This is a genomic window from Amycolatopsis sp. cmx-4-54 (assembly GCF_046548895.1).
In the GTDB taxonomy this organism is placed as follows: Bacteria; Actinomycetota; Actinomycetes; order Mycobacteriales; family Pseudonocardiaceae; genus Amycolatopsis.
The window spans coordinates 182,433-203,809 of sequence record NZ_JAEBEJ010000017.1 but is presented as its reverse complement, the minus strand read 5'-3'; the positions used below and the strand labels follow the sequence as shown (position 1 = coordinate 203,809).

Annotated in this window: 17 protein-coding genes and 1 tRNA gene; 8 read left to right on the top strand and 10 right to left on the bottom strand. The window is 69.1% G+C overall.

What is annotated here, in order from left to right:
* Window positions 1-23: 23 nt before the first annotated feature.
* The 3 genes from ACLJQ7_RS38940 to ACLJQ7_RS38930 all read right to left on the bottom strand — a co-directional run bounded on the left by ACLJQ7_RS38940 (window position 24) and on the right by ACLJQ7_RS38930 (window position 1,104).
* Window positions 24-95: transfer RNA gene (locus ACLJQ7_RS38940), tRNA-Val, on the bottom strand.
* 39 nt (window positions 96-134) lie between these two features.
* Window positions 135-596 carry a peroxiredoxin gene (locus ACLJQ7_RS38935; protein ID WP_037342406.1) on the bottom strand — a complete coding sequence of 154 codons (462 nt, stop codon included), beginning with the start codon at window positions 594-596 and terminating at the stop codon, window positions 135-137.
* Between the two features lie 76 nt (window positions 597-672).
* Window positions 673-1,104 carry a DUF3052 domain-containing protein gene (locus ACLJQ7_RS38930; protein ID WP_034311133.1) on the bottom strand — a complete coding sequence of 144 codons (432 nt, stop codon included), beginning with the start codon at window positions 1,102-1,104 and terminating at the stop codon, window positions 673-675.
* Window positions 1,105-1,506: 402 nt separating this feature from the next.
* On the opposite strand from ACLJQ7_RS38930, the gene aceE reads away from it, so the two are divergent.
* Both aceE and ACLJQ7_RS38920 read left to right on the top strand, forming a co-directional pair.
* Entirely contained in the window at window positions 1,507-4,302 is a 2,796-nt protein-coding gene (gene aceE, locus ACLJQ7_RS38925; protein WP_410653197.1) for a pyruvate dehydrogenase (acetyl-transferring), homodimeric type, read from the top strand.
* 123 nt (window positions 4,303-4,425) lie between these two features.
* A complete protein-coding gene (locus ACLJQ7_RS38920; protein ID WP_410653196.1) occupies window positions 4,426-5,637 on the top strand; it encodes an alpha-hydroxy-acid oxidizing protein in 1,212 nt (403 codons plus the stop codon).
* 75 nt (window positions 5,638-5,712) lie between these two features.
* Here the strand turns inward: ACLJQ7_RS38920 and ACLJQ7_RS38915 are convergent, their stop codons facing one another.
* Both ACLJQ7_RS38915 and ACLJQ7_RS38910 read right to left on the bottom strand, forming a co-directional pair.
* A complete protein-coding gene (locus tag ACLJQ7_RS38915; protein ID WP_410653195.1) occupies window positions 5,713-6,354 on the bottom strand; it encodes a nicotinamide riboside transporter PnuC in 642 nt (213 codons plus the stop codon).
* A 205-nt stretch (window positions 6,355-6,559) separates the two neighbouring features.
* Window positions 6,560-7,297 carry a mechanosensitive ion channel family protein gene (locus ACLJQ7_RS38910; protein WP_410653194.1) on the bottom strand — a complete coding sequence of 246 codons (738 nt, stop codon included), beginning with the start codon at window positions 7,295-7,297 and terminating at the stop codon, window positions 6,560-6,562.
* A 391-nt stretch (window positions 7,298-7,688) separates the two neighbouring features.
* Here ACLJQ7_RS38910 and ACLJQ7_RS38905 point away from each other — a divergent pair, with 391 nt between their 5' ends.
* The 5 genes from ACLJQ7_RS38905 (at window position 7,689) to ACLJQ7_RS38885 (ending at window position 12,773) form a co-directional block, all read left to right on the top strand.
* Window positions 7,689-8,903 carry a PucR family transcriptional regulator gene (locus tag ACLJQ7_RS38905; protein WP_410653193.1) on the top strand — a complete coding sequence of 405 codons (1,215 nt, stop codon included), beginning with the start codon at window positions 7,689-7,691 and terminating at the stop codon, window positions 8,901-8,903.
* A 358-nt stretch (window positions 8,904-9,261) separates the two neighbouring features.
* Window positions 9,262-10,188, top strand: a complete 927-nt coding sequence (locus ACLJQ7_RS38900) for an ACP S-malonyltransferase (RefSeq protein ID WP_410653192.1) — start codon at window positions 9,262-9,264, stop codon at window positions 10,186-10,188.
* Window positions 10,185-11,168 (top strand): beta-ketoacyl-ACP synthase III, encoded by a 984-nt coding sequence (locus ACLJQ7_RS38895; protein WP_410653191.1) that lies wholly within the window; start codon window positions 10,185-10,187, stop codon window positions 11,166-11,168. The genes ACLJQ7_RS38900 and ACLJQ7_RS38895 overlap by 4 nt, the downstream gene beginning before the upstream one ends.
* A 68-nt stretch (window positions 11,169-11,236) precedes the next feature.
* Complete coding sequence (locus ACLJQ7_RS38890; RefSeq protein WP_004559006.1) at window positions 11,237-11,482, top strand: acyl carrier protein; 246 nt, start codon at window positions 11,237-11,239, stop codon at window positions 11,480-11,482.
* A gap of 40 nt (window positions 11,483-11,522) precedes the next feature.
* Window positions 11,523-12,773, top strand: a complete 1,251-nt coding sequence (locus ACLJQ7_RS38885) for a beta-ketoacyl-[acyl-carrier-protein] synthase family protein (RefSeq protein ID WP_410653190.1) — start codon at window positions 11,523-11,525, stop codon at window positions 12,771-12,773.
* A 190-nt stretch (window positions 12,774-12,963) separates the two neighbouring features.
* On the opposite strand, the gene ACLJQ7_RS38880 is transcribed toward ACLJQ7_RS38885, so the two are convergent.
* The 4 genes from ACLJQ7_RS38880 to ACLJQ7_RS38865 form a co-directional block, all read right to left on the bottom strand.
* Complete coding sequence (locus tag ACLJQ7_RS38880; RefSeq protein WP_410653189.1) at window positions 12,964-15,324, bottom strand: cation-translocating P-type ATPase; 2,361 nt, start codon at window positions 15,322-15,324, stop codon at window positions 12,964-12,966.
* A 65-nt stretch (window positions 15,325-15,389) separates the two neighbouring features.
* Window positions 15,390-15,983 (bottom strand): hypothetical protein, encoded by a 594-nt coding sequence (locus tag ACLJQ7_RS38875; protein ID WP_410653188.1) that lies wholly within the window; start codon window positions 15,981-15,983, stop codon window positions 15,390-15,392.
* 42 nt (window positions 15,984-16,025) lie between these two features.
* Window positions 16,026-16,529 (bottom strand): DUF3145 domain-containing protein, encoded by a 504-nt coding sequence (locus ACLJQ7_RS38870; protein ID WP_091599164.1) that lies wholly within the window; start codon window positions 16,527-16,529, stop codon window positions 16,026-16,028.
* Window positions 16,530-16,904: 375 nt separating this feature from the next.
* Window positions 16,905-18,377 (bottom strand): S8 family serine peptidase, encoded by a 1,473-nt coding sequence (locus tag ACLJQ7_RS38865; protein WP_410653187.1) that lies wholly within the window; start codon window positions 18,375-18,377, stop codon window positions 16,905-16,907.
* 191 nt (window positions 18,378-18,568) lie between these two features.
* On the opposite strand from ACLJQ7_RS38865, the gene ACLJQ7_RS38860 reads away from it, so the two are divergent.
* Complete coding sequence (locus ACLJQ7_RS38860; RefSeq protein WP_410653186.1) at window positions 18,569-19,966, top strand: hypothetical protein; 1,398 nt, start codon at window positions 18,569-18,571, stop codon at window positions 19,964-19,966.
* Here ACLJQ7_RS38860 and ACLJQ7_RS38855 read toward each other — a convergent pair.
* On the bottom strand, window positions 19,963-21,336 hold the full coding sequence (locus ACLJQ7_RS38855; protein ID WP_410653185.1) for a dihydrolipoyl dehydrogenase family protein: 1,374 nt from the start codon (window positions 21,334-21,336) through the stop codon (window positions 19,963-19,965). The genes ACLJQ7_RS38860 and ACLJQ7_RS38855 overlap by 4 nt on opposite strands.
* Between the last annotated feature and the right edge of the window lie 41 nt (window positions 21,337-21,377).

Below are 21,377 nucleotides of genomic sequence, written 5' to 3'. Positions count from 1 at the left end.
CAGGGCTGTCGCCGGGTTTTCGGTGGGCGCAGTAGGGATCGAACCTACGACCGCTCGGGTGTAAACCGAGTGCTCTCCCGCTGAGCTATGCGCCCGGGAGGTGGCACCCGCGCACGGGTGCCACCGGTGAAGACTCAGGCCAGCGAGGCCACGGCCTTCTTCCACGCCTGCTGGTCGCGCGCCTCGCCGGGCTGGTTGACCTCGGCGAACCGCACGACGCCGTCCTTGTCGATCAGGAAGGTGCCGCGGGTGGCCAGACCGGCCGCCTCGTTGAAGACGCCGTAGGCCTTCGCGACCTCACCGTGCGGCCAGAAGTCCGAAAGCAGCGGGAACTGGTAGCCCTCCTGCTCGGCCCACGCCTTGAGCGAGAACGGGGTGTCCACGGACACACCGATGACCTGGACGCCCTGGCCGTCGTAGTCCGCGAACTCGTCGCGGAGCTGGCACAGCTCGCCGGTGCAGATGCCGCTGAACGCGAACGGGTAGAACACGAGCAGGACCGGCTTCTCGCCCTTGAAGGACGACAGCGTCACGGACTGCTTGTTGTAGTCGTTGAGCGTGAAGTCCGGGGCTTGCGATCCGACCTCGACGGCCATACCGGCGGTTTCCTCTCAAGAGCGAACAGGGGCCTGCGACGACAACCCTATCGTGTCGATCGCACGCCCGGAGAGGTCACCGCTTGGTCTTGGACGACTTCGGCGAAACCAGCCGCGTGCCCGCCCACTTGGGACCGGCGCTGATGTTGGCCGTCTGCGCCAGCCCGACCTGCGGCACCGCTTCGGCGATCTCACTCGGCTCGACATGCCCGGGCTGGCCCGTCTTGGGGGTCAGCACCCAGATCACGCCGTTCTCGTTCAGGGGGGTCCGGACCTCGATCAGCGTGTCACCGAGATCACCGTCGTCCTCGCGCCACCAAAGCAGCACCACGTCGATGACCTCGTCGGCGTCCTCGTCGAGGATGTCGCCGCCGATCTGTTCCTCGATCGCCGCACGAAGGTCGTCGTCGACGTCCTCGTCCCAGCCGATCTCCTGGACCACCATGTCCGGCTTGATCCCGAGCCTTTCGGCGACGCTGCTCTGATCAGCGTCTCCCGCGGCGACCACTGCTGTCACTCCTCCAACTACGACGGAGCGTGGTGTCGCGTCGGCCTGATCGGCCGGGCGGGCACCACACTCGGGTACACGATGCCCGTTAGCGAACACTGGTGAAGCGTTCCGCGCAACCGTCCACACCGGATCTTGAACAACTCGTGTCGCGGCGTACGGACATTCAGCCCACTCTCGCGGGGTCAATCCGGGCGCGCCTGGGCACCTCCGAACGGCCTGCTTTAGGGTGAGAGAGAAAACGCGCGCGCGAGTACAGGCGCGTGCGAGGCGTGTCGCAATCGGGTCCGCGAACGTTACCGATCAGTAGCGGTGACGAGAACGGAACCGGAGGACGACGATGGAAGGCGAACACGCCCGCGTACGAGCACAACCAGCTACCACCTTTCGCAAGGAGACCCCTTGGCCCCGCAGAACGACGGCGCCTCCGGCAAGGAGACCCCGGCACGCGTCCGCGTCATCCGTGACGGATTGGCGGCGCACCTGCCCGACATCGACCCGGAGGAGACCGCCGAATGGCTGGACTCCTTCGACGAGGCGCTGGCCAGGGGTGGTCAGCAGCGCGCCCGGTACCTGATGCTGCGCATCCTCGAGCGGGCCAGGGAACGCCACGTCGGCGTTCCGGCGCTGACGTCGACGGACTACGTCAACACCATCCCCACCGAGAACGAACCCTGGTTCCCCGGTGACGAGGAGATCGAGCGCCGCTACCGCGCCTACATCCGGTGGAACGCCGCGATCATGGTGCACCGCGCGCAGCGTCCCGGCGTCGGCGTCGGCGGGCACATCTCGACCTACGGCTCGTCCGCGGCGCTGTACGAAGTGGGCTTCAACCACTTCTTCCGCGGCAAGGACCACTCGGGCGGCGGCGACCAGATCTTCATCCAGGGGCACGCCTCCCCCGGCATCTACGCCCGCGCGTTCCTCGAAGGCAGGCTGACCGAGAACCAGCTGGACGGCTTCCGCCAGGAGTTCTCGCACGCCGGCGAGGGCGGCGGCCTGCCGTCGTACCCGCACCCGCGGCTGATGCCGGAGTTCTGGGAGAACCCGACCGTGTCCATGGGCCTCGGCCCGATGAACGCGATCTACCAGGCGCGATTCAACCGCTACCTGCGCGATCGCGGCATCAAGGACACCAGCGACCAGCACGTCTGGGCGTTCCTCGGCGACGGCGAGATGGACGAGCCGGAATCGCGCGGCCTCATCCACGTGGCCGCCGGCGAGGGCCTCGACAACCTGACCTTCGTGATCAACTGCAACCTGCAGCGGCTCGACGGCCCGGTGCGCGGCAACGGCAAGATCATCCAGGAGCTGGAGTCGTACTTCCGCGGCGCGGGCTGGAACGTCATCAAGGTCATCTGGGGCCGCGAGTGGGACTCGCTGCTGCACGCCGACCGTGACGGCGCGCTGGTCAACCTGATGAACACCACACCGGACGGCGACTTCCAGACCTACAAGGCCAACGACGGCGCCTTCGTCCGCGAGCACTTCTTCGGCCGCGACCCGCGGACCAAGGAGCTGGTCAAGGACCTCACCGACGCCGACGTCTGGAACCTCAAGCGTGGCGGGCACGACTACCGCAAGGTCTACGCGGCCTACAAGTCGTCGCTGGAGCACCACGGCCAGCCGACGGTGATCCTGGCCCACACCATCAAGGGTTACGGCCTCGGGCCGTCCTTCGAGGGCCGCAACGCCACGCACCAGATGAAGAAGCTCACCCTCGACGACCTCAAGCTGTTCCGGGACGCCCAGCGCATCCCGATCAGCGACGAGGAGCTCGAGCGCGACCCGAAGCTGCCGCCGTACTACCACCCGGGCAAGGAATCGCCGGAGATCGAGTACCTGATCGGCCGCCGGAAGGCGCTCGGCGGTTTCCTGCCGGAGCGCCGCCCGAAGGCGTCGAAGGCCCTCGTGCTGCCCGGCGACAAGGTCTACGAAGGCATCCGCAAGGGCTCGGGCAAGCAGGAGGTCGCCACCACGATGGCGTTCGTCCGGCTCGTCCGCGAGCTGGCGAAGGACTCCGAGATCGGCAAGCGGATCGTCCCGATCATCCCGGACGAGGCGCGCACCTTCGGTCTCGACTCGATGTTCCCGACGGCCAAGATCTACAACCCGCACGGCCAGACGTACACGTCGGTCGACGCGAGCCTGATGCTGGCCTACAAGGAGTCCGAAAAGGGCGTCATCCTGCACGAGGGCATCAACGAGGCGGGGTCAACCGCGTCGTTCACCGCCGTCGGCACCTCGTACGCCACGCACGGCGAGCCGATGATCCCGATCTACATCTTCTACTCGATGTTCGGGTTCCAGCGGACCGGTGACGGCCTCTACGCGGCGGCGGACCAGATGGCCCGCGGGTTCGTGCTCGGCGCCACCGCCGGCCGCACCACGCTGACCGGTGAGGGCCTGCAGCACGCCGACGGGCACTCGCTGCTGCTGGCGGCGACCAACCCGGCCGTCGTGGCCTACGACGCGGCGTGGTCGTTCGAGATCGCCCACATCGTGCGGGACGGCCTTCGCCGGATGTACGGCGAGACCGGGCCGGACGGCAACGGCGAGAACATCTTCTACTACATGACGATCTACAACGAGCCCTACCAGCAGCCCGCCGAGCCCGAGAACCTCGACGTCGACGGCCTGCTCAGGGGTCTCTACAAGTACGCCGACGCGCCGTCGGGCGAGGGCCCGGAGGCGCAGATCCTGGTCTCCGGCGTCACCATGCCGGACGCTCTTCGCGCCCAGCAGATGCTGGCCGAGGAGTGGGGCGTACGCGCGGCCGTGTGGTCGGCGACGTCGTGGACCGAGCTGCGGCGCGAGGCCGTCGAGGCCGATCACGACAACCTGCTCCACCCTGGCGACTCCCCGCGTGTGCCGTACATCACGCAGAAGCTGTCCGGCGCGAACGGGCCGGTCGTCGCGGTTTCGGACTGGATGCGCGCCGTGCCGGACCTCATCCGCCCCTGGGTGCCGAACGACATGCTGACGCTCGGCACCGACGGGTTCGGGTTCTCCGACACCCGCCCGGCCGCCCGGCGGAAGTTCCTGGTCGACGCCCAGTCGATCGTGGTCGGCACGCTGAGCGCGCTCGCCAAGCGCGGCGAGTTCGACCGGGCGAAGGTGGCCGAGGCGGCGCAGAAGTACCGCCTCGACGACGTCGCCGCCGCGGGTCCGCAGTTGTCGGACTCCGGCAGCGCCTGACGCTGAGATGAAGGGGCCTTTCATCGCAAATTTTGCGATGAAAGGCCCCTTCATTGCGTTTGGGACCGGGCGAGCTAGGGTGAGACATCGGATGTTTGTGGGTAGCGGGAAGGGTGAGCGAGTGTGACGAAGCGTCGACTGCCGAAGCCGAGTGAGCTGAAGCGGATCCTGCGGCCGAAGCCGATCGTGCTCAACCCGACCGACCGGCGGCTGGCGGGCGCGCACACGATCGCCGACCTGCGGATGCTCGCCCGCAAGCGCACGCCGCGGGCGGCGTTCGACTACACCGACGGCGCCGCGGAGCTGGAAGACAGTCTCCGTCGCGCCCGGCAAGCCTTCCGCAGCGTGGAATTCCACCCGAACGTCCTGCGTGGAGTGTCCGATGTGGACACCGGCAAGGAGATCCTCGGCAAGCGTTCGGAGCTGCCGTTCGCGTTCGCGCCGACCGGGTTCACCCGCATGATGAACCACGAGGGCGAGTCCGCGGTGGCCCGCGTCGCGCAGCGCAACGGCATCCCGATGGGCCTGTCGACGATGGCGACGACGTCGATCGAAGACCTCGCCCAGGCCGCTCCGGAGGCCCGCAAGTGGTTCCAGCTCTACGTCTGGCGCGACCACAAGGCGGGCGAAGATCTGATGAATCGCGCCTGGGCAGCCGGTTTCGACACGCTCATGCTGACGGTGGACACCCCGGTCGCGGGCGCGCGGCTGCGTGACGTCCGCAACGGGCTGACCATCCCGCCCGCGCTCACCCTCAAGACCTTCGTCGACGGCGCGATGCACCCGGCGTGGTGGTTCAACCTGCTGACCACCGAGCCGCTGACCTTCGCGTCGCTGAGCCACTTCGACGGCACGGTCGCCCAACTTCTCGACAAGCTCTTCGACCCGACCCTGAACTTCGACGACCTCGACCGGGTCCGCCGGACCTGGCCGGGCAAGCTCGTGGTCAAGGGCATCCAGAACGTCGACGACGCGCGTGACGTGGTCAAGCACGGCGCCGACGCGGTGCTGCTGTCCAACCACGGCGGCCGTCAGCTCGACCGCGCGCCGACGCCGATCGAACTGCTCCCGGCGGTGCTCGACGAGATCCAGGGCGACGCCGAGGTGTGGATCGACACCGGCATCCTCTCCGGCGGCGACATCGTGGCCGCGCTCGCGCGCGGTGCGGACGCGGTGCTCATCGGGCGCGCGTTCCTCTACGGCCTGATGGCCGGGGGCGAGCGCGGCGTTCAGCGGTGCGTGGACATCCTGCGCGCCGAGATGGTCCGGACGATGCAGCTGCTGGGTGTCCGCACCCTCGCCGACCTCAAGCCCTCCCACGCCATCATGCGCTGACCCCCTCGCGTTTCGTCCTCTGGATGCGGTGGTTCGCGTCGCCAACTACCGCATTCAGAGGACGAAACGCGGGGGTCAGCGGGCCGCGAAGGTGGCGCCGGAGGGAGCGGTGCGCACCTGCTTCGCGGTGCGGTTCCAGCTCCACCAGCCGTGCACGACCAACCCGGCGAACACGATGTAGACCGCGGCGGAGAAGTACAGGCCCGAAGAGAGCTGAAGCGGCACGCCGATCGCGTCGACGACCAGCCACACCAGCCAGAACTCGACGAGACCCGCGCCCTGCGCGGCGAAGGCGACCAGCGTGCCGACGAAGATCGCGGCGTCCGGCCACGGCGCCCACGAGGCGTTCAACGCGTCGAGGACCAGCGCCATCGCGGTGGTGCCGATCGCGAACGCGCCGATCATCGCCAGGCGTTCGCCGAGCCTGCCCTTGCGGACGACGACGCCGTAGACCGGGTCGCTGCGGCGGGACCAGGCCCACCAGCCGTAGATCGAGATGGCGAGGATCGCGATCTGCCTGGTCGCGAGCCCGCCGAGATGCGCGGAGAGGTAGACCGAGAACAACAGCACGGTGGCGCCGACCTGCACCGGCCACGTCCACAACGTGCGGCGTTGCGCCAGGAAGACCACGGCCAGCGCGAAGATCTGCCCCGCCAGTTCGGCGAAGGAAATCCACTGTCCGAGCACCGTGACACCGTTGTGCAGCAGGAAGTCCACGTCCGCACCCCTCTCCGTCTCCCGCTCCAACATGCTCCGTACCGATGCCATTCCCTAGGGAGTGTGAGGTGCGGAACAGGCGGATGGCTCGAGAGACGCTCACAGGACGCGAAAAGGGCCCTCCACCGCGTGTTCCGCGGCGACGGGCCCTTTCGACTCCACGCGGGCCCGGTGCCTTCCTCGATCACCGGGCCCGCGCGGATGCTCAGGAATCTACGCGACCGATGCCCACGGGCGAAGTCGGCGGCTCCGAACGGACCTCCTGCTTGCCGTTCGGAGCCTCCAGCTGGCCCTGAAGGTTGGCCAACCAGCCCTGCCAGCGGTCCTGCGCCGGCTTGATCAGGCCGCCGCCGAAGCCGACGACGATCACGCCGCCGACGGTGGCGAGCACGGCCACCAGGACCGGCCCCGTCACGGCCGTCGCGATGTTCACCTGGCCGAGTGCCGCGATGATGCCGAACGCCATGATCATCCAGTAGGCGATCGTGCCGAGCAGCCGTCCCGCGGGCCGGGTGGACAGCGCTCCGGTCACCAGGTCGCGGACGACCTTCGCGACGGCGGCCGCGACGACCACCAGCACCAGCGCCACCAGGATCCGCGGCAGGAACGCGATGATGTCGTTGAGCAGCGCGCTGACCGGATTGCTCTCACCGAATACGCCGAACGCGAGCTGCAACGCGATCAGGAGAATGAAGTAGTACACGAGTTTGACGAGGATCCCGCTCGCGTCGACATTCGCCCGTTTGAGCGTTCCGGTGAGTCCGGTCTTCTCGACGAGCTTGCCGAAACCGATCTTCGACAGAACCAGTCCCAATGCCTTCGACACGGCTTTCGCGATCAGCCAGCCGATCAGCAGGATGATCAGGAAACCGACCAATTTCGGCACGAAGGTGGCGACAAGGTTCCATGCTTGTCCCAGACCGTCTTTCAGCTGCTCGCCCACGGCGAACTCCCTCCTCTGCGCATCCGCGACCTGCCCGGTGCGGCTTGCGAGGGATCGTTGATCACGAGTACCGCACCGGCAACTCGGCACCCCACGATCGAGTGAGTGAGCTAGCGGGAAAAGATCGACAAGTCCCATACTTGTTCCACCGGTGGGGACCGGGGAGACGAGGCCGTCCGGCGCAGCGAAAAACGCAGGCGCCGGGCGGCCTCGAGTTTTATGCGAACACCTTTCATCATTCCTCGCCGATTACTGTCCACTTCGGACATGGGAGGCGAAAGCCCGCAGGATGACGGCGCCCTTCGCCCGGCGGACCAGGCCGTGTCCGGCAATTCCGTTCGACGGGCTTCGCGAACACGGCTTGCCGGACACGGCCTAGGATCGGCTGACCATGGCTGATGTGACCTCCGGACGGCGTGTGCCCAAGCACCACGGGCTGTCCGCCAAGACCCTCCGGCGGCTCGAGCACGCCTCCGGCCGGCTCGCGAGCGCGAGTGTGGCGGTGATGGAGGAGCGGCTGAGCTGGTTCGCCAGGCTTCCCGCCGACCAGCGCGCGAGCGTCCTGCTGATCACCCAGGCGGGTGCCGCCGGTTTCGTCGACTGGCTGCGCGACGCGAAGGAGGCCCTCTCCCTCACCACGGAAGCGTTCCGCGAAGCACCGGCCGAACTCTCCCGCTGGGTGAGCCTGCGGCAGGCGGTCGGCATGGTCCGGCTGGCGATCGAGGTGTTCGAGGAGCAGTTGCCGGAGTTCGCCGCGAACGAGGCGGAACGCGCCGCGCTGATCGAGGGGATCCTGCGTTACGGCAGGGAGATCGCGTTCGCCGCCGCGAACTCCTACGCCGCCGCCGCCGAGGCGCGAGGCGCCTGGGACGCGCGGCTGGAGGCGCTGGTCGTCGACGGCATCGTCCGCGGCGACGCCGAGGAGGCGGTGCTCTCCCGCGCCGCCGCGCTCGGCTGGGATCCGGCCGCGCCGGCCACCGCGCTGGTCGGCACCCCGACGTCGGACGACCCGCCCGCCGTCGTGTTCGAAGTACGCAGCCGCGCCGCGCGGGTGGGGCGCCCGGTGCTGCTTTCGGTGCAGGGGTCCCGGCTGGTCGTGGTCATCGCCGGGCCCACCGACGGCAGCGTCAAGGATCGCGAGATCCTCACCAAGCTTTCGGTCGCCTTCGCCGAGGGCCCCGTCGTCGCCGGCCCGACGGTGCCCACCCTCGCCGAAGCGCACCACAGCGCGACAGAGGCGCTTTCCGGATTACGCGCCGTCGTCGGCTGGCCCGGCGCGCCGCGGCCCGCGAGGTCGATCGACCTACTGCCGGAACGCGCGTTGTCCGGCGACCCCGAGGCCGAGCGCCTGCTCGTCGAGCAGATCGCGCGGCCGCTGGAGGAGGCGGGCCCGGCACTGCTGCGGACGGTGGAGACCTACCTCGACAGCGGCGGCGTCCTGGAGACCTGCGCGCGAACGCTGTTCGTGCACCCGAACACCGTCCGGTACCGGCTGCGGAAGGCGGCCGAACTCACCGGCCGCCACGCCGCCGAATCGCGGGACGCCTGGGTGCTGAAGGTGGCGCTGACGGTCGGGCGGCTGGCCCGTGCCCGCGGCCTCTGGTGACGCCGTCCCTCGACCAAGACCAAGGCGAAGGGGAACTCGACCCAGGCCAAGGCGACCGAGGTCCTTTGATCCCTTGGAGTGCCGCGTTTTGCCCGAAGGGCTCGCGAACAGGGCGGCGGGCCGCTCAGCACCCGCTTCGACCGACCCCGCAAAGTCACGGCCCGGCGACGTGTTCGCGATGGCGACATAGACTGTTCAGTGATGGACCTCATAGGGAAAGCTGGTTGAACCCGACAAGGCTTTTGGGTTAAGCGCGGTGATCAGGAAGGCACTTTTGGAGGGTTCCGACAATTACGTCGGCCGGACTTGGTGAGCGTCGGCATCACGACCATGGTGGCCGAGAGTGTTCTCTAGTGGGGTGACAGTTGCAGTCCTCGCCCCCGGTCAGGGTTCCCAAGCCCCAGGCATGCTCTCCCCTTGGCTCGAGCTCGACGGCGCCCGCGCGCGCGTCGATGCCTGGTCCGAGCGGGCCGGTCTCGACCTCGTCCGCCTCGGCACCGAAGCGGACGCCGAAGAGATCCAGGACACCGCGATCACGCAGCCGCTGATCGTGGCGCTGTCACTGCTGGCGTTCGAGCACCTTCAGCGTGAGGCCCCGGTCTCCGCGGACGCGCCGGTCGCCGGTCACTCCGTCGGCGAACTGGCGGCCGCCGCCGTCGCCGGGGTGCTGAGCCCCGAAGACGCCGTCGCGCTGGCCGCCGTCCGCGGCACGGAAATGGCGAAGGCGTGCGCGCTGGAGCCCACCAGCATGGCCGCGGTCATGCTCGGCGACCCGGAGCAGGTCGTCGCGTGGCTCGAGGGCCACGGCCTCGCCGCGGCGAACCGCAACGGCGCAGGCCAGATCGTCGCCTCCGGTGCCGCCGACGCGATCGAGAAGATCGTGGCGGAGCCGCTTGAGGGCACGAAGGTCCGCGCCCTCAAGGTCGCGGGCGCGTTCCACACCTCCTACATGGCACCCGCGCGTGAAGCGCTGGCGGCCCACGCTGCGAAGATCACCCCGGCGGACCCGACGCGTCCGCTGCTGTCGAACGCCGACGGCCAGGTCGTCACCAGCGGGGCCGAGTACCTCGACCGGCTGGTCAAGCAGGTCACGAGCCCGGTGCGCTGGGACCTGACCATGGACGGCCTGGTCTCCGCGGGTGTCACCTCGACGCTCGAACTTCCGCCGGCGGGCACGCTGACCGGGCTGGTCAAGCGGCAGCTCAAGGGAACCGTGACCACCACCATCGCGCTGAAGACGCCCGCCGAGCTGGCGAAGCTTCAGGGGCAGGAGGACGCTTCGTGACCGACCGATCCACCTTGCGGCAGGCGCCGGGCGCCGCCGGGACCCGCATCCTCGGTGTCGGGAGCTTCCAGCCCGAGAAGATCGTGACCAACGACGATCTCTCGAAGATCATGGACACCAACGACCAGTGGATCCGCGAGCGGGTCGGCATCGTCGAGCGCCGGTTCGCCGAGAAGGACGAGTCGCTGGTCGACATGGCGGTCAAGGCGGGCACCGCCGCACTGGCGGACGCCGGCGTCGATCCGTCCGAAGTGGACACGGTCATCCTGCCGAACTGCACGATGCCCACCCAGATCCCGAACGCCGCCGCGCAGGTGGCCGACCGGATCGGCATCACGCATCCGGCCGCGTTCGACCTCAACGCCGCCTGCGCCGGGTTCTGCTACGGCATCGGCGTCGCCTCGGACCTGATCCGCGCGGGCAGCGCGAAGAAGGCGCTCGTCATCGGCGCCGAGAAACTCACCGACCACGTCGACCCGGTCGACCGCGCGAACGCGATCATCTTCGCCGACGGTGCGGGCGCGGCGGTGGTCGGCGCGGCCGACACCGCGCAGATCGGCCCGGTCGCCTGGGGCAGCGCGGGCGAGCACGTCGACCTGATCTACATGCGCGACGACAAGTGGATCTACCAGGAGGGCCAGTCGGTCTTCCGCTGGGCGACCACGCAGATCGCGCCGATCGCCATGCAGGCGCTGGAACTCGCCGGGCTCGAACCGTCCGATGTGGACGTGCTCATCCCGCACCAGGCCAATCTGCGCATCGTCGAGGCCATCGCCAAGAAGCTGCGCGCCAAGGGCGCCCGCGAGGACCTGGTCGTCGCCGACGACATCAAGTACTCGGGCAACACCTCGTCCGCGTCGATTCCGCTGGCGCTGGACCATATGCGCAAGGCCGGGACCGCCAAACCGGGCGACGTCGTGCTCGCCGTGGGCTTCGGTGCCGGACTCTCCTACGCGGGCCAGGCCTTCATCTGCCCGTGATGAATACTTCCCCTGTGGACACCGTGTCCGCAGGGCAGCCGAAAGCATCACCGAGAAGGGAACAACCAGTGGCAGACAACGCAGAGATCCTCGCCGGCCTCGCCGAGATCGTCGAAGAGGTCGCCGGTGTGGCGCAGGACGACGTGACCGCCGAGAAGTCCTTCGTGGACGACCTCGACATCGACTCGCTGTCCATGGTGGAGATCGCTGTCCAGGCCGAGGACAAGTTCGGCGTCAAGATCCCGGACGACGAGCTGGCGAACCTGAAGACCGTTGGCGACGCGGTGAACTACGTGTCGGCCAATTCCAAGTAAGTCCGACTTCTTGATTGGCGCCGACCTTGGGGAGACTCCAATGAGCAACATCGACGTCGTGATCACCGGGATGGGCGCGACCACGCCGCTCGGCGGGGACGTCGCGTCCACGTGGGACGGCCTGCTCGCCGGGGCGAGCGGGATCCGCCGCATCGAAGCCGACTGGGTCGACGAACTCGAACTGCCGGTGAAGATCGGCGCCATGCTCGCCGTCGACCCGTCCGAAGTCCTGCCGCGGGTCCAGGCCCGGCGGCTGGACCGCTGTGAGCAGGTGGCGCTCATCGCCGCCCGGCAGGCTTGGGCGGACGCGGGCTTCGAGCAGCCGACCGACGAGCATCAGGATGTGGAACCCGAGCGCCTCGGGGTGACCATCGGTACCGGTGTCGGCGGTCCGGTCACCCTCATCTCCCAGAACGACCTTCTGCACAAGCAGGGACTCCGCAAGGTTTCTCCGCTGACCGTGCCGATGCTGATGCCGAACGGCCCTGCCGCTCACGTCGGGATCGACCTGAAGGCGCGTGCCGGTGTGCATTCGCCCGCGTCGGCCTGCGCGTCGGGCGCGGAAGGCATCGCCGCCGGTTACGAGATGATCCGCTCGGGCCGTGCCGACGTCGTGGTCGCCGGTGGTGCCGAATCGTGCATCCACCCGATCACCCTCGCCGGTTTCGCCCAGGCGCGGACGGTGTCCACCCGGAACGACGACCCGACGAAGGCGTCCAGGCCGTTCGACGTGAACCGTGACGGTTTCGTCCTCGGCGAGGGCTCCGGTGTCGTGATCCTCGAGCGGGCGGATCGCGCCAAGGCCCGCAACGCGCGGATCTACGCGCAGCTGAGCGGGTACGGGATCACTTCGGACGCGTACCACATCACGGGCAACCACCCGGAGGGCGTCGGCCAGATCGCCGCCATGCGGCAGGCGATGACGATGGCCGGGGTCTCCCCTGCCGACGTCGGCCACGTCAACGCGCACGCGACCTCGACGGTCGTCGGCGACGTCGGCGAGGCCGCGGCGATCCGCAAGGCCGTCGGCGAGCACGTCGTGGTGACCGCTCCCAAGGGCGCGCTCGGCCACCTGGTCGGCGGTGCGGGCGCGGTCGAGGGCATCGCCACGATCCTGGCGATCTACCACGGGCTCGTCCCGGCGACGCTGAACCTCGAGGACCTGGACCCGAAGGTGCAGCTCGACGTCGTCTCCGGCGAGGCGCGCAAGGTCGAGCTGGGCGCGGCGATCAGCAACTCGTTCGGCTTCGGCGGGCACAACACGGCGCTGCTGTTCACCCCGGCGGCCTGACGCTGTAAGTACATGAAGGCCCCCTTCCTTGCACTAGGCGCAAGGAAGGGGCCTTCATGTACTCCTGGGGGGCGGCTTCACAGATCGGTCGCCGGGCGAACGCGGTGTTGCGAAAGCCACTTTCGCAACGTTGAAGGTTGCGAAAGTGGCTTTCGCATCACGCTCTTTGCCCAGCGTGAAAGGGCAAGGGTCAGGCTTCCTGTCGCTTGACCAGATGGCGCCCGATCCACCAGGCGGCCTCCACCAGCACGATCCCCACTCCGGCACAGACGAACGCCGACAGCGTGTACGCGCTCACGCTCGGGTCCAGCGCGAAGAACTTCTGTGTGAACGGGATCAGGAACAACGCGAGCGTCAGCACGACCATCCCGCCGATCAGCAGGATCTTCCACCACCGGTACGGCCGCGCGACGATCCCGAGCACCCAGAGCGCGATCGTGATGAGCGTGATGAGCGCGGTCGTCCCCGCCTGGATCTTGTCCACTTCGGACTGTCCGGATCCCTTGTACACCAGCAGGTAGCTCACGAATGTCGCGGTGGCGATGACCAGCCCGGCCGGCACGGCCATCCGCATCACCCGCCCGACGAAACCGGTGCGGGCGCGTTCGTTGTTCGGCGCCAGCGAGAGCACGAAGGCGGGCAGGCCGATCGTGAACCACGCGGTGATCGTGATGTGCCGCGGCAGGAACGGGAACGGCACCTGCGCGATGCCGACCATCAAGGCCAGCAGCACCGAGTAGACCGTCTTGGTGAGGAACAGGTTCGAGACGCGTTCGATGTTGCCGATCACCCGCCGCCCCTCGGCGACGACGTGCGGCAGGGTGGCGAACTTGTCGTCCAGCAGCACGATCTGCGCCACCGCGCGGGTGGCCGGGCTGCCGGCGCCCATGGCGACGCCGATGTCCGCGTCCTTCAGCGCTAGGACGTCGTTCACGCCGTCGCCGGTCATCGCGACGGTGTGCCCCTTCGACTGCAGGGCACCGACCATCGCGCGTTTCTGCAACGGGGTCACGCGGCCGAAGACGGCGCCATCCTCGACGGTGTCGGCCAGCTTCTCCGCGTCGTCCGGCAGCTTCCGCGCGTCGACGGGCTTGTCCGCGCCCGGCAGGTCCAGGGTGCTCGCGACGGCGCCCACCGAAATGGCGTTGTCGCCGGAGATGACCTTGACCGCGACGTCCTGGTGCGCGAAGAAGTCCAGCGTGTCCTTCGCGTCCGGGCGGACCTTCTGTTCCAGCACCACCAGCGCGACCGGTTCGATCTCGCCGGGCCCTTCGGCCGCGTCGACGGCCCGCTCGGCACGGCCCAGCAGCAGGACCCGCAAACCGCGCGAACCGATCTTCTCGGCCTCCGCCCGGTGCTCACCCTCGGGCAGCAGGACGTCGGCCGCGCCGAGCACCCAGTCGCCGTCGGGGCCGAACGAAGCACCACTCCATTTGCGCGCCGAGGAGAACGGCATGGTCGTGGAGACCCGCCAGCCCGGATCGGTCCGGTGCGCCTCCGCGATCGCCTGAAGGCTCGCGTTCGGGCGCGGATCGGCGGCGGCCAGGGCGGCGAGCACGGCGTCCACCGGATGGCCCGGCGTGATCTCCCGGACCTCGGAAAGCCGCATCGCGTTCTCGGTGAGCGTGCCGGTCTTGTCCGCGCACACCACGTCGACCCTGGCGAGGCCCTCGATCGCCGGGAGTTCCTGCACCAGGCACTGGCGTTTGCCCAGCCGGATGACGCCGACCGCCAGCGCGACACTGGTCATCAGCACCAGGCCCTCGGGCACCATCGGCACGAGCGCCGCGACCATGCCGCGCAGCGCGTCCGGCCACGCCTGGTCGCCCGCGAGCTGGTTGTAGATCGTCAGCGCGCCCGCCGGGATGAGGAGGTACGTGATGAACTTGAGGATCTTGTCGATGCCCTGGCGCAGTTCCGACTTCACCAGGGTGAACTTGCTGGCCTCCGCGGCCAGTTTCGCCGCATAGGACTCGTCACCGATGATGTCCGCGCGATAGGTGCCGCTGCCCGCGACGACGAAGCTGCCGGACAGCACCTTGTCACCGGGCTGCTTGACCACCGGATCGGATTCACCGGTCAGCAGTGATTCGTCGACCTCCAGCGCGTCGGCCGTCAGCGCCGGGCCGTCGACGACGATCTTGTCGCCCGGCCCCAGCTCGACGATGTCCCCGAGTACGACGTCTTCCGGGGCGATTTCGGTGCTCTGACCGTCACGGCGGACCGTCGGCTTCGCCTGCCCGACGATCGCGAGCCGTTCCAGTGTCCGTTTCGCCCGGAGTTCCTGGATGATGCCGACCGCGCTGTTGACGATGATCAGCCCGCCGAACAACCCGTCGATGAAATACCCCGTCGACAGGATGAGCACGAACAGCACGCCGTAGATCGCGTTGATCCGGGTGAAGACGTTCGCGCGGATGATTTCGCCGGTCGTCCGGCTGGTCTTCGTCGAGACCGTGTTGGTCTGGCCCGCGGCCACCCGCTGGGCGACCTCTTCGCTGGTGAGCCCCCTCGAGGCGTCGGTCAGCAGGGCCGGCTGATCAATTGCCATGCCCGCGACTCTATTCCGCCCGGCTCCCACCCGCGTCAGCCTCGGGGACGATGTCGCCCCTTACTTCAGCATCTTTCGTGTTCGGGGTTGGTCCCGCCGTCGGTCGTGTCGACGCGCCACGATCCGCTCTCCAGCCGCAGTGGCAGCACCAGCCGCCAGCGGATGCACCCCTCCGGCAGGTACAGCGGCGCGTCTTCGACGTCCTGCGTACTGGTGAAGGCGACGAGCACCCGGAGCGTGATCGGCGTGCTCGGCTCGACGCGGTAGACGAGGATGCTGCCGTCCCGAGTGGACTGATAGTCCTTTTTCCACTCCGCCGCGGTCTTGGTCTTGGCCCGCTCACGGCTGACCACCGATGTCCACTTCGGATAGTCGCGGTAGTTGATGGAGTCGAAATACCCCTGCAGCACCTGCCGGACGCTTTGGTACTGCGGATGCGCGAAGACGTCCGGCGTCACCTCGACGACGGGTGAACCGGGCTGCTGCTCCGGGGCGACGGACGTCGGCGACTCGCTCACGACCGGCTCGGTGGGCACGGCCTCCGGGCGCGTGTAGAGATCACGTGCCAGCAACCCCACGGCGACGGTCAAGGAGATCACGACCACGAGAACGGGGATCAGCCACCGCTGGCGAGAGAGGGGGCGAGGCTGGGCGGTCACCCTGAAAGGTTAGCCGCCCGCCTCCTCCGTCTTCACCGGCGTCTACCCGACTTGGTGCAGCCAGGTGACCGGGGCGCCGTCACCGGCGTGCCGGTACGGTTCGAGCGCTTCGTCCCAATTGGCGGCGAGGAGCTCGTCGAGCTTGTGCGCCAGCGATTCGCCGGTGCGAACCTTGCTCACCAGGGCACGCAACTGGTCTTCGCCCACGACGATGTCGCCGTTGGCACTGGTCCTGCCGTGCCACAGGCCGAGGCCCGGAGCGAAACAGAACCTCTCCCCGTCGACCCCCGCACTGGGCTCTTCGGTGACTTCGAACCGGATCATCGGCCACGCCTTGAGCGCGGACGCCAGCTTTCCGCCGGTGCCCGAAGGCGCACGCCAACCACATTCGGCGCGGAGCTGTCCTGGACTGGCGGGCTGCGCCGTCCACTTCAGCTCGACTCGGGCACCCAGGGTGCCCGAAATGGCCCACTCGACGTGCGGACACACCGCAGACGGCGACGAGTGGACGTACACCACGCCACGGGTGTTGCCACGGGTGCTCACTGCTGACCTCCGCTACTCGACGAGGGGCGTCTTCCCCTACGACCTCGCGAGCTGCGCTGGTCAGGTGGCTCGTGCCGCCTCCCGGTACGCGTGAGCACATTGTGCACCCCAACTGTGCTGTTTGGCCACATGAACACCACAAGTCGCACCTGATTGGGACGCACGACTCGCGTTCGGGACGCCGCCACCTCGACGCGGGCACGTGCCGGTAAGTCCGTGAAGGCCTTCACTACATACAGGACCTTCACACCTTCCCCAGTACATGAAGGACCCCTTCCTTGCGCCAGGCGCAAGGAAGGGGTCCTTCATGTACTACTGCCGACTCGACCACCCGCTTGAGGGATCCCTTCGGCCGTCACCGGTAAGCGGCTCGGGTTAACCCTGAGCGCCGAGGGACTTCGCCGCGGCGAAGGTGTCCACCAGGCCGGCGCCCTTGTCGAAGCTCGACGTGTACGGGCCCGCCGCCACGTACGGCGAGCCATTGGCGAACTTGTACGCCGTGCCCTTGATCGCGGCCTCGATGTCACCCGGGCTCGCGTTCGGCGCGACCTGGAACAGCTGCGCGACGATGCCGGCGATCTGCGGCGCCGCCATCGAAGTCCCGCTGATCACGTTGTAGGTGCCGAGGTCCAGGAGTCCAGGACCGTTCTTGGGCTGCAGTCCCTGCGTGCAGATCGGCTGCGTCGGACGGCACGCCGAAAGGATGTTCTCCCCCGGCGCGGAAACGTCGGGCCAGCTCGCCTGGTCGGTCTTGAGACCACGCGAGGAGAAGTCGGAGACCGTGCCGTCGCGGGTGCCGGTGCCCTGGTCGTTGAACGACGCCGCGGAAAGCACGCCCGGCGTCTGGTCCTGTCCCGGCGGGTTGGAGAGGTTCGCCGAACCGTCGCCGCCGTCGTTCCCGTTCGCCCACACCGTGACGACGCCTTCCGCGGCGAGAGCGCGCTGCAGTTTCACCGTCGCCGAGTTCGGGTCGAAGGTGCCGCCGCCGCTGGGGCCGTAGGAGTTGTTGGTCACCTTGATCGGCGGGCACACCGACGCCGCGACGCCCGCGCCACAGGGCGCCTTGTGGTTTTCCAGCACCCAGTTCAGCGCCGCGTCCGTGCCGAGCACGAGCAGCGCGGCCCCGGTCGAGACCGAAACGATCTTCGAGCCCGGCGCCGAGCCGCCGACCTTGGTGCCGTCGGTCAAGGTCAGCTGGTTCCCGGCGGCGATGCCGGTGACGTGCGTGCCGTGGCCGCCCAGCGACAGTGTGTCGGTGTCGACAGAGGTCGGGACGTCGACGATGCAGTTCGTGGCGGTGCCGTCCAGGCAGAGGCTCTTGAGGTTGCGCACCACCCGTGTCCTGCCGTCGGCGCCCTTGAAGGCCGGATGCGTCGGGTCGACGCCGGTGTCGATGATCGCGACCGAGACGCCCCTGCCGTCCACGGGAGCGCCGCCCGCGTCCTTGAGCTGTGCCTGCGTCTGGAGGCTTCGCGTCGCCGTGGTGCCGGCGCTGCCGTGCGCCTTGAGCTTCTCGTTGCCTTCGACGTAGGTGACCCCGGCGGCCCCGCGGACCGCGCGCACCTGGTCCACCGTGCCCCGGACGGCGACGACGCCGATTTTCCCGAACGAGGTGATCTTCTCGAGGCCGGCCGCGCGGGCGGCGCGTTCGGCGCTGGCGATGTCGTCGGCGTGCACGAGCGCGGTCACCCCGGTGGCGCCGGTCACGGTCGAGAGCAGGCGGGAGAGTCCGGGAGCGACGGGTGCGAGTGGTCCTGCGGCCTGCGCGGGAACCGTCCCCGCGGCCGGGACGGCTAGCAGGGCGACAACGAGCGCTGCACGTCGACGCCAGTGGCGAAATGCGGCCATGGTGTTTCTCCTGGTGACAGGGGGCAGGGAACTGTCACCTACCAACGAGTAGCACCCGGAAGGGTGACGGCGCTCACGTGCATAACAACTTTTCGGAGCAACATCACCTCGTCTACCTGCGACGTGTCTTCCCGTTGCTCCGGATGGAGGCGCTAGTTTGTGCACCGAGACCGACGAGATGGGGAGGGTTCGTGCGACTCGTTCGCCTCGCTCAGCAGCCGTCCCGGGTGGCCGAGGACGTCCGCGCCGCGCTGGCTTCACTCGGCCGGGGCAGCAACGTCGTCGGCGGGGTCGCCCTGGTCGGCGCCAGCCCGGTCGACGGCAGGCCCGTCGAAGCCGTCGTGGTCATGCCGAAGGGTGTCCTCATCGTCATCGGCGTCGACCTGCCGGATCCGGCGCTGAAACTCGAAGCCCCGCTCGGCGGACCGTGGAAGGCCGACGGCTGGCCGCTGGTCCACGGTGACACCTCGATCAACCCGGCCACGGACGCGCTCTCCCTGTCCGCCGCGTGCACCCACAAGATCGCGGACGTCGCCCCCGGCGCCGGGCCGATCGGCACGATCCTCGCCGTCGGGCCGTATGTGGAGACGGTCGACCAGCCCGCCGCGGATCTCGCCGGCCCGGTCCGCGTCCTCTACCCGACGGCGACGACGATGCTCGCCGCGACGACCTCTCTGGCCACCGCGCCCCGTCCCCGCTCGGTCCAGCAGGCGCGGGAGCTGATCGCCGCGCTCGCCCCGGACGCGCCGCCGATGCCCGAGGAGGTGTTGCTCGGGGAGGGGTTCAGCGCCTACTCCGACGACGAGCCGACGGTGATCCGCGAGAACCCGCTCGTCGCGATCGCGCCGACGGTTCCGGTGCAGCATCCGGGGAAGAAGCCCGCGAAGTCGGCCGCCTCTCCGCCTGTTCAGCAGGCCGTCGCCGTGAAGCCGGTTCCCCCGCCACCGGCCGCTCCCGCCGAGCCCGGCCCGGAGAAGTCGCACCAGTCAAAGACGGTGAAATGGCTCCCGGTCGCCGCGATCGGCCTGCTCATCGTGCTGCTGGTCGCGGCCATCAGCGTCGCTTCCGGCGGCGACGACACCGCCTCCACGCAGACCCCACCGCCGCCGCCGACCCCGGCGACCAGTCCGCCACCGCCGAGCAGCAGCCAGGTGGAGAGCATCCAGTTCACGTCGCGGGCGTCCGCCGCGGATCAGAAGTGCGCGTCGCACGCGTACGGCGACGTCCAGGCGAGCCTTCAGCAGACGAGTTGCGCGGGAGTGAAACGGGCCAGCTTCGCCGGCTCCATCGACGGCCGGGCCGCCGCGGTGACGATCGCCGTCGTGGAATTCCCGGACACCGAGCAGGCGACCGCGTTCAAGGCCACCGCCGACACCCCCGGCGGGGGCGGCATCCTCGACCTCGCCACCGAGACCAACCAGTGGCAGAGCGAAGTCCCGGTGTTCGAGAGCGCCGCCTACCAGAGCGGCCTGGACGGGAAGTCGGTCCGGCTGGTCCAGGTGGTGTGGGTGCCGGGACCGTCCACCCCGGACGACCCCGGCCTCGTTCGCGGCGCGAAGGCCGCGCTCGAACTGCCTGTGCAGGGCTAGAGGCCGTATGCCTCCAGCAGGCGGAGCCACACCTCGCTGATCGTCGGGAACGAAGGCACCGCGTGCCACAGCCTCGACAGCGGGACTTCGCCGACGATCGCGATCGTCGCCGCGTGCAGCAGTTCCGCCACGTCCTGCCCGACGAAGGTCGCGCCGAGAAGGACCCCGCGTTCGGTGTCGACGACGATCCGCGCCTTGCCCGCGTAACCGTCCGCGTGCAGTGACGAACCGGCCACCGCGATGTCGATGTCGACGACGCGGTGCGGCTTGCCCTCCTCCGGCCCGGCGAGCCCGACCGAAGCGACCTCCGGGTCGGTGAACACGACCTGCGGGATGGCGTGGTGATCGGCCGTGGCGCTGTGCGCGCTCCACGCGGCGGAATCGACGGGCTTGCCCGCGGCCTGCGCGGCCACCACGTCGCCCGCGGCCCTTGCCGCGTATTTGCCCTGATGGGTCAGGGGCGCCCGGCCGGTGACGTCGCCGACGGCGAACAGCCAGTCACCGTCCACAGCGGACACCCGGCCGTTGTCGTCCGTCGTGAGCGGCGCGCCCGCCTCGAGCCCCAGTGTCTCGACGCCGAGTCCGTCGGTCGCCGGGCGGCGGCCGGTGGCGACGAGCAATTCGTCGACGACCAACCGCTCACCACCTTTCAGGGCCAATTCCTTACCACCGTCCACAGCGGACACGGAGTCGAGGCCGGAGCCCGTGTGCACGGTGACCCCGGCTTCGCGGAGACCCGCGATGACGGCGTCGCCGGCGAACTCCAGCAGCCGAGGCAACGGACGTTCGCCCGAGATGATCAGGTGGACTTCGGCGCCGAGCGTGGCGAAGGCCTGCGCCATTTCGACTCCGACGACACCGCCGCCCAGTACGCCGAGGCGGCCCGGAACCTTCTCCGCCGAAGTCGCCTCACGCGAACCCCACGGCGAAACGGTGTCCAGCCCGGGGATCGGCGGCGTCCGCGGGACGCTGCCCGTGGCGACGATCACGGCGTGCCGCGCGGTCAGCACGTCACCGCCGTCGACCGTGATCTCCCGCTCACCGGTGATCCTTCCGTGGCCGCGGATCGGGACGATCCCGACGCCTTCCGCCCACTTGACCTGTCCGGTGTCGTCTCCCTTGCCGGTGAACCAGTCCCGGCGCGCGAACACCTCGGCCGGGTCGACCGCGTCGCCAACCGGGACGCCGGGAACCCGCTTGGCGGCGGCGAGGAGGTTCCCCGGCCGCAGCAGCGCCTTGCTCGGAATGCAGGCCCAGTAAGAACATTCGCCGCCGAAGCGTTCGTGTTCGACGAGCGCGACCCGGAGGCCGCCCCGCGCTGCCCGTTCGGCGGCGACCTCGCCGACCGGGCCGCCTCCGATCACGATCACGTCAAAATCCTGTGCTGACATGCATTCAGCGCACACCACCG

What these genes read in the sequence shown, in the direction of transcription:
- ACLJQ7_RS38935 (WP_037342406.1), bottom strand. Translation starts at nt 596, where the DNA reads ATGGCCGTCGAGGTCGGATCGCAAGCCCCGGACTTCACGCTCAACGAC.
- ACLJQ7_RS38905 (WP_410653193.1), top strand. Translation starts at nt 7,689, where the DNA reads ATGGCTGATGTGACCTCCGGACGGCGTGTGCCCAAGCACCACGGGCTG.
- ACLJQ7_RS38885 (WP_410653190.1), top strand. Translation starts at nt 11,523, where the DNA reads ATGAGCAACATCGACGTCGTGATCACCGGGATGGGCGCGACCACGCCG.
- ACLJQ7_RS38880 (WP_410653189.1), bottom strand. Translation starts at nt 15,324, where the DNA reads ATGGCAATTGATCAGCCGGCCCTGCTGACCGACGCCTCGAGGGGGCTC.
- ACLJQ7_RS38865 (WP_410653187.1), bottom strand. Translation starts at nt 18,377, where the DNA reads ATGGCCGCATTTCGCCACTGGCGTCGACGTGCAGCGCTCGTTGTCGCC.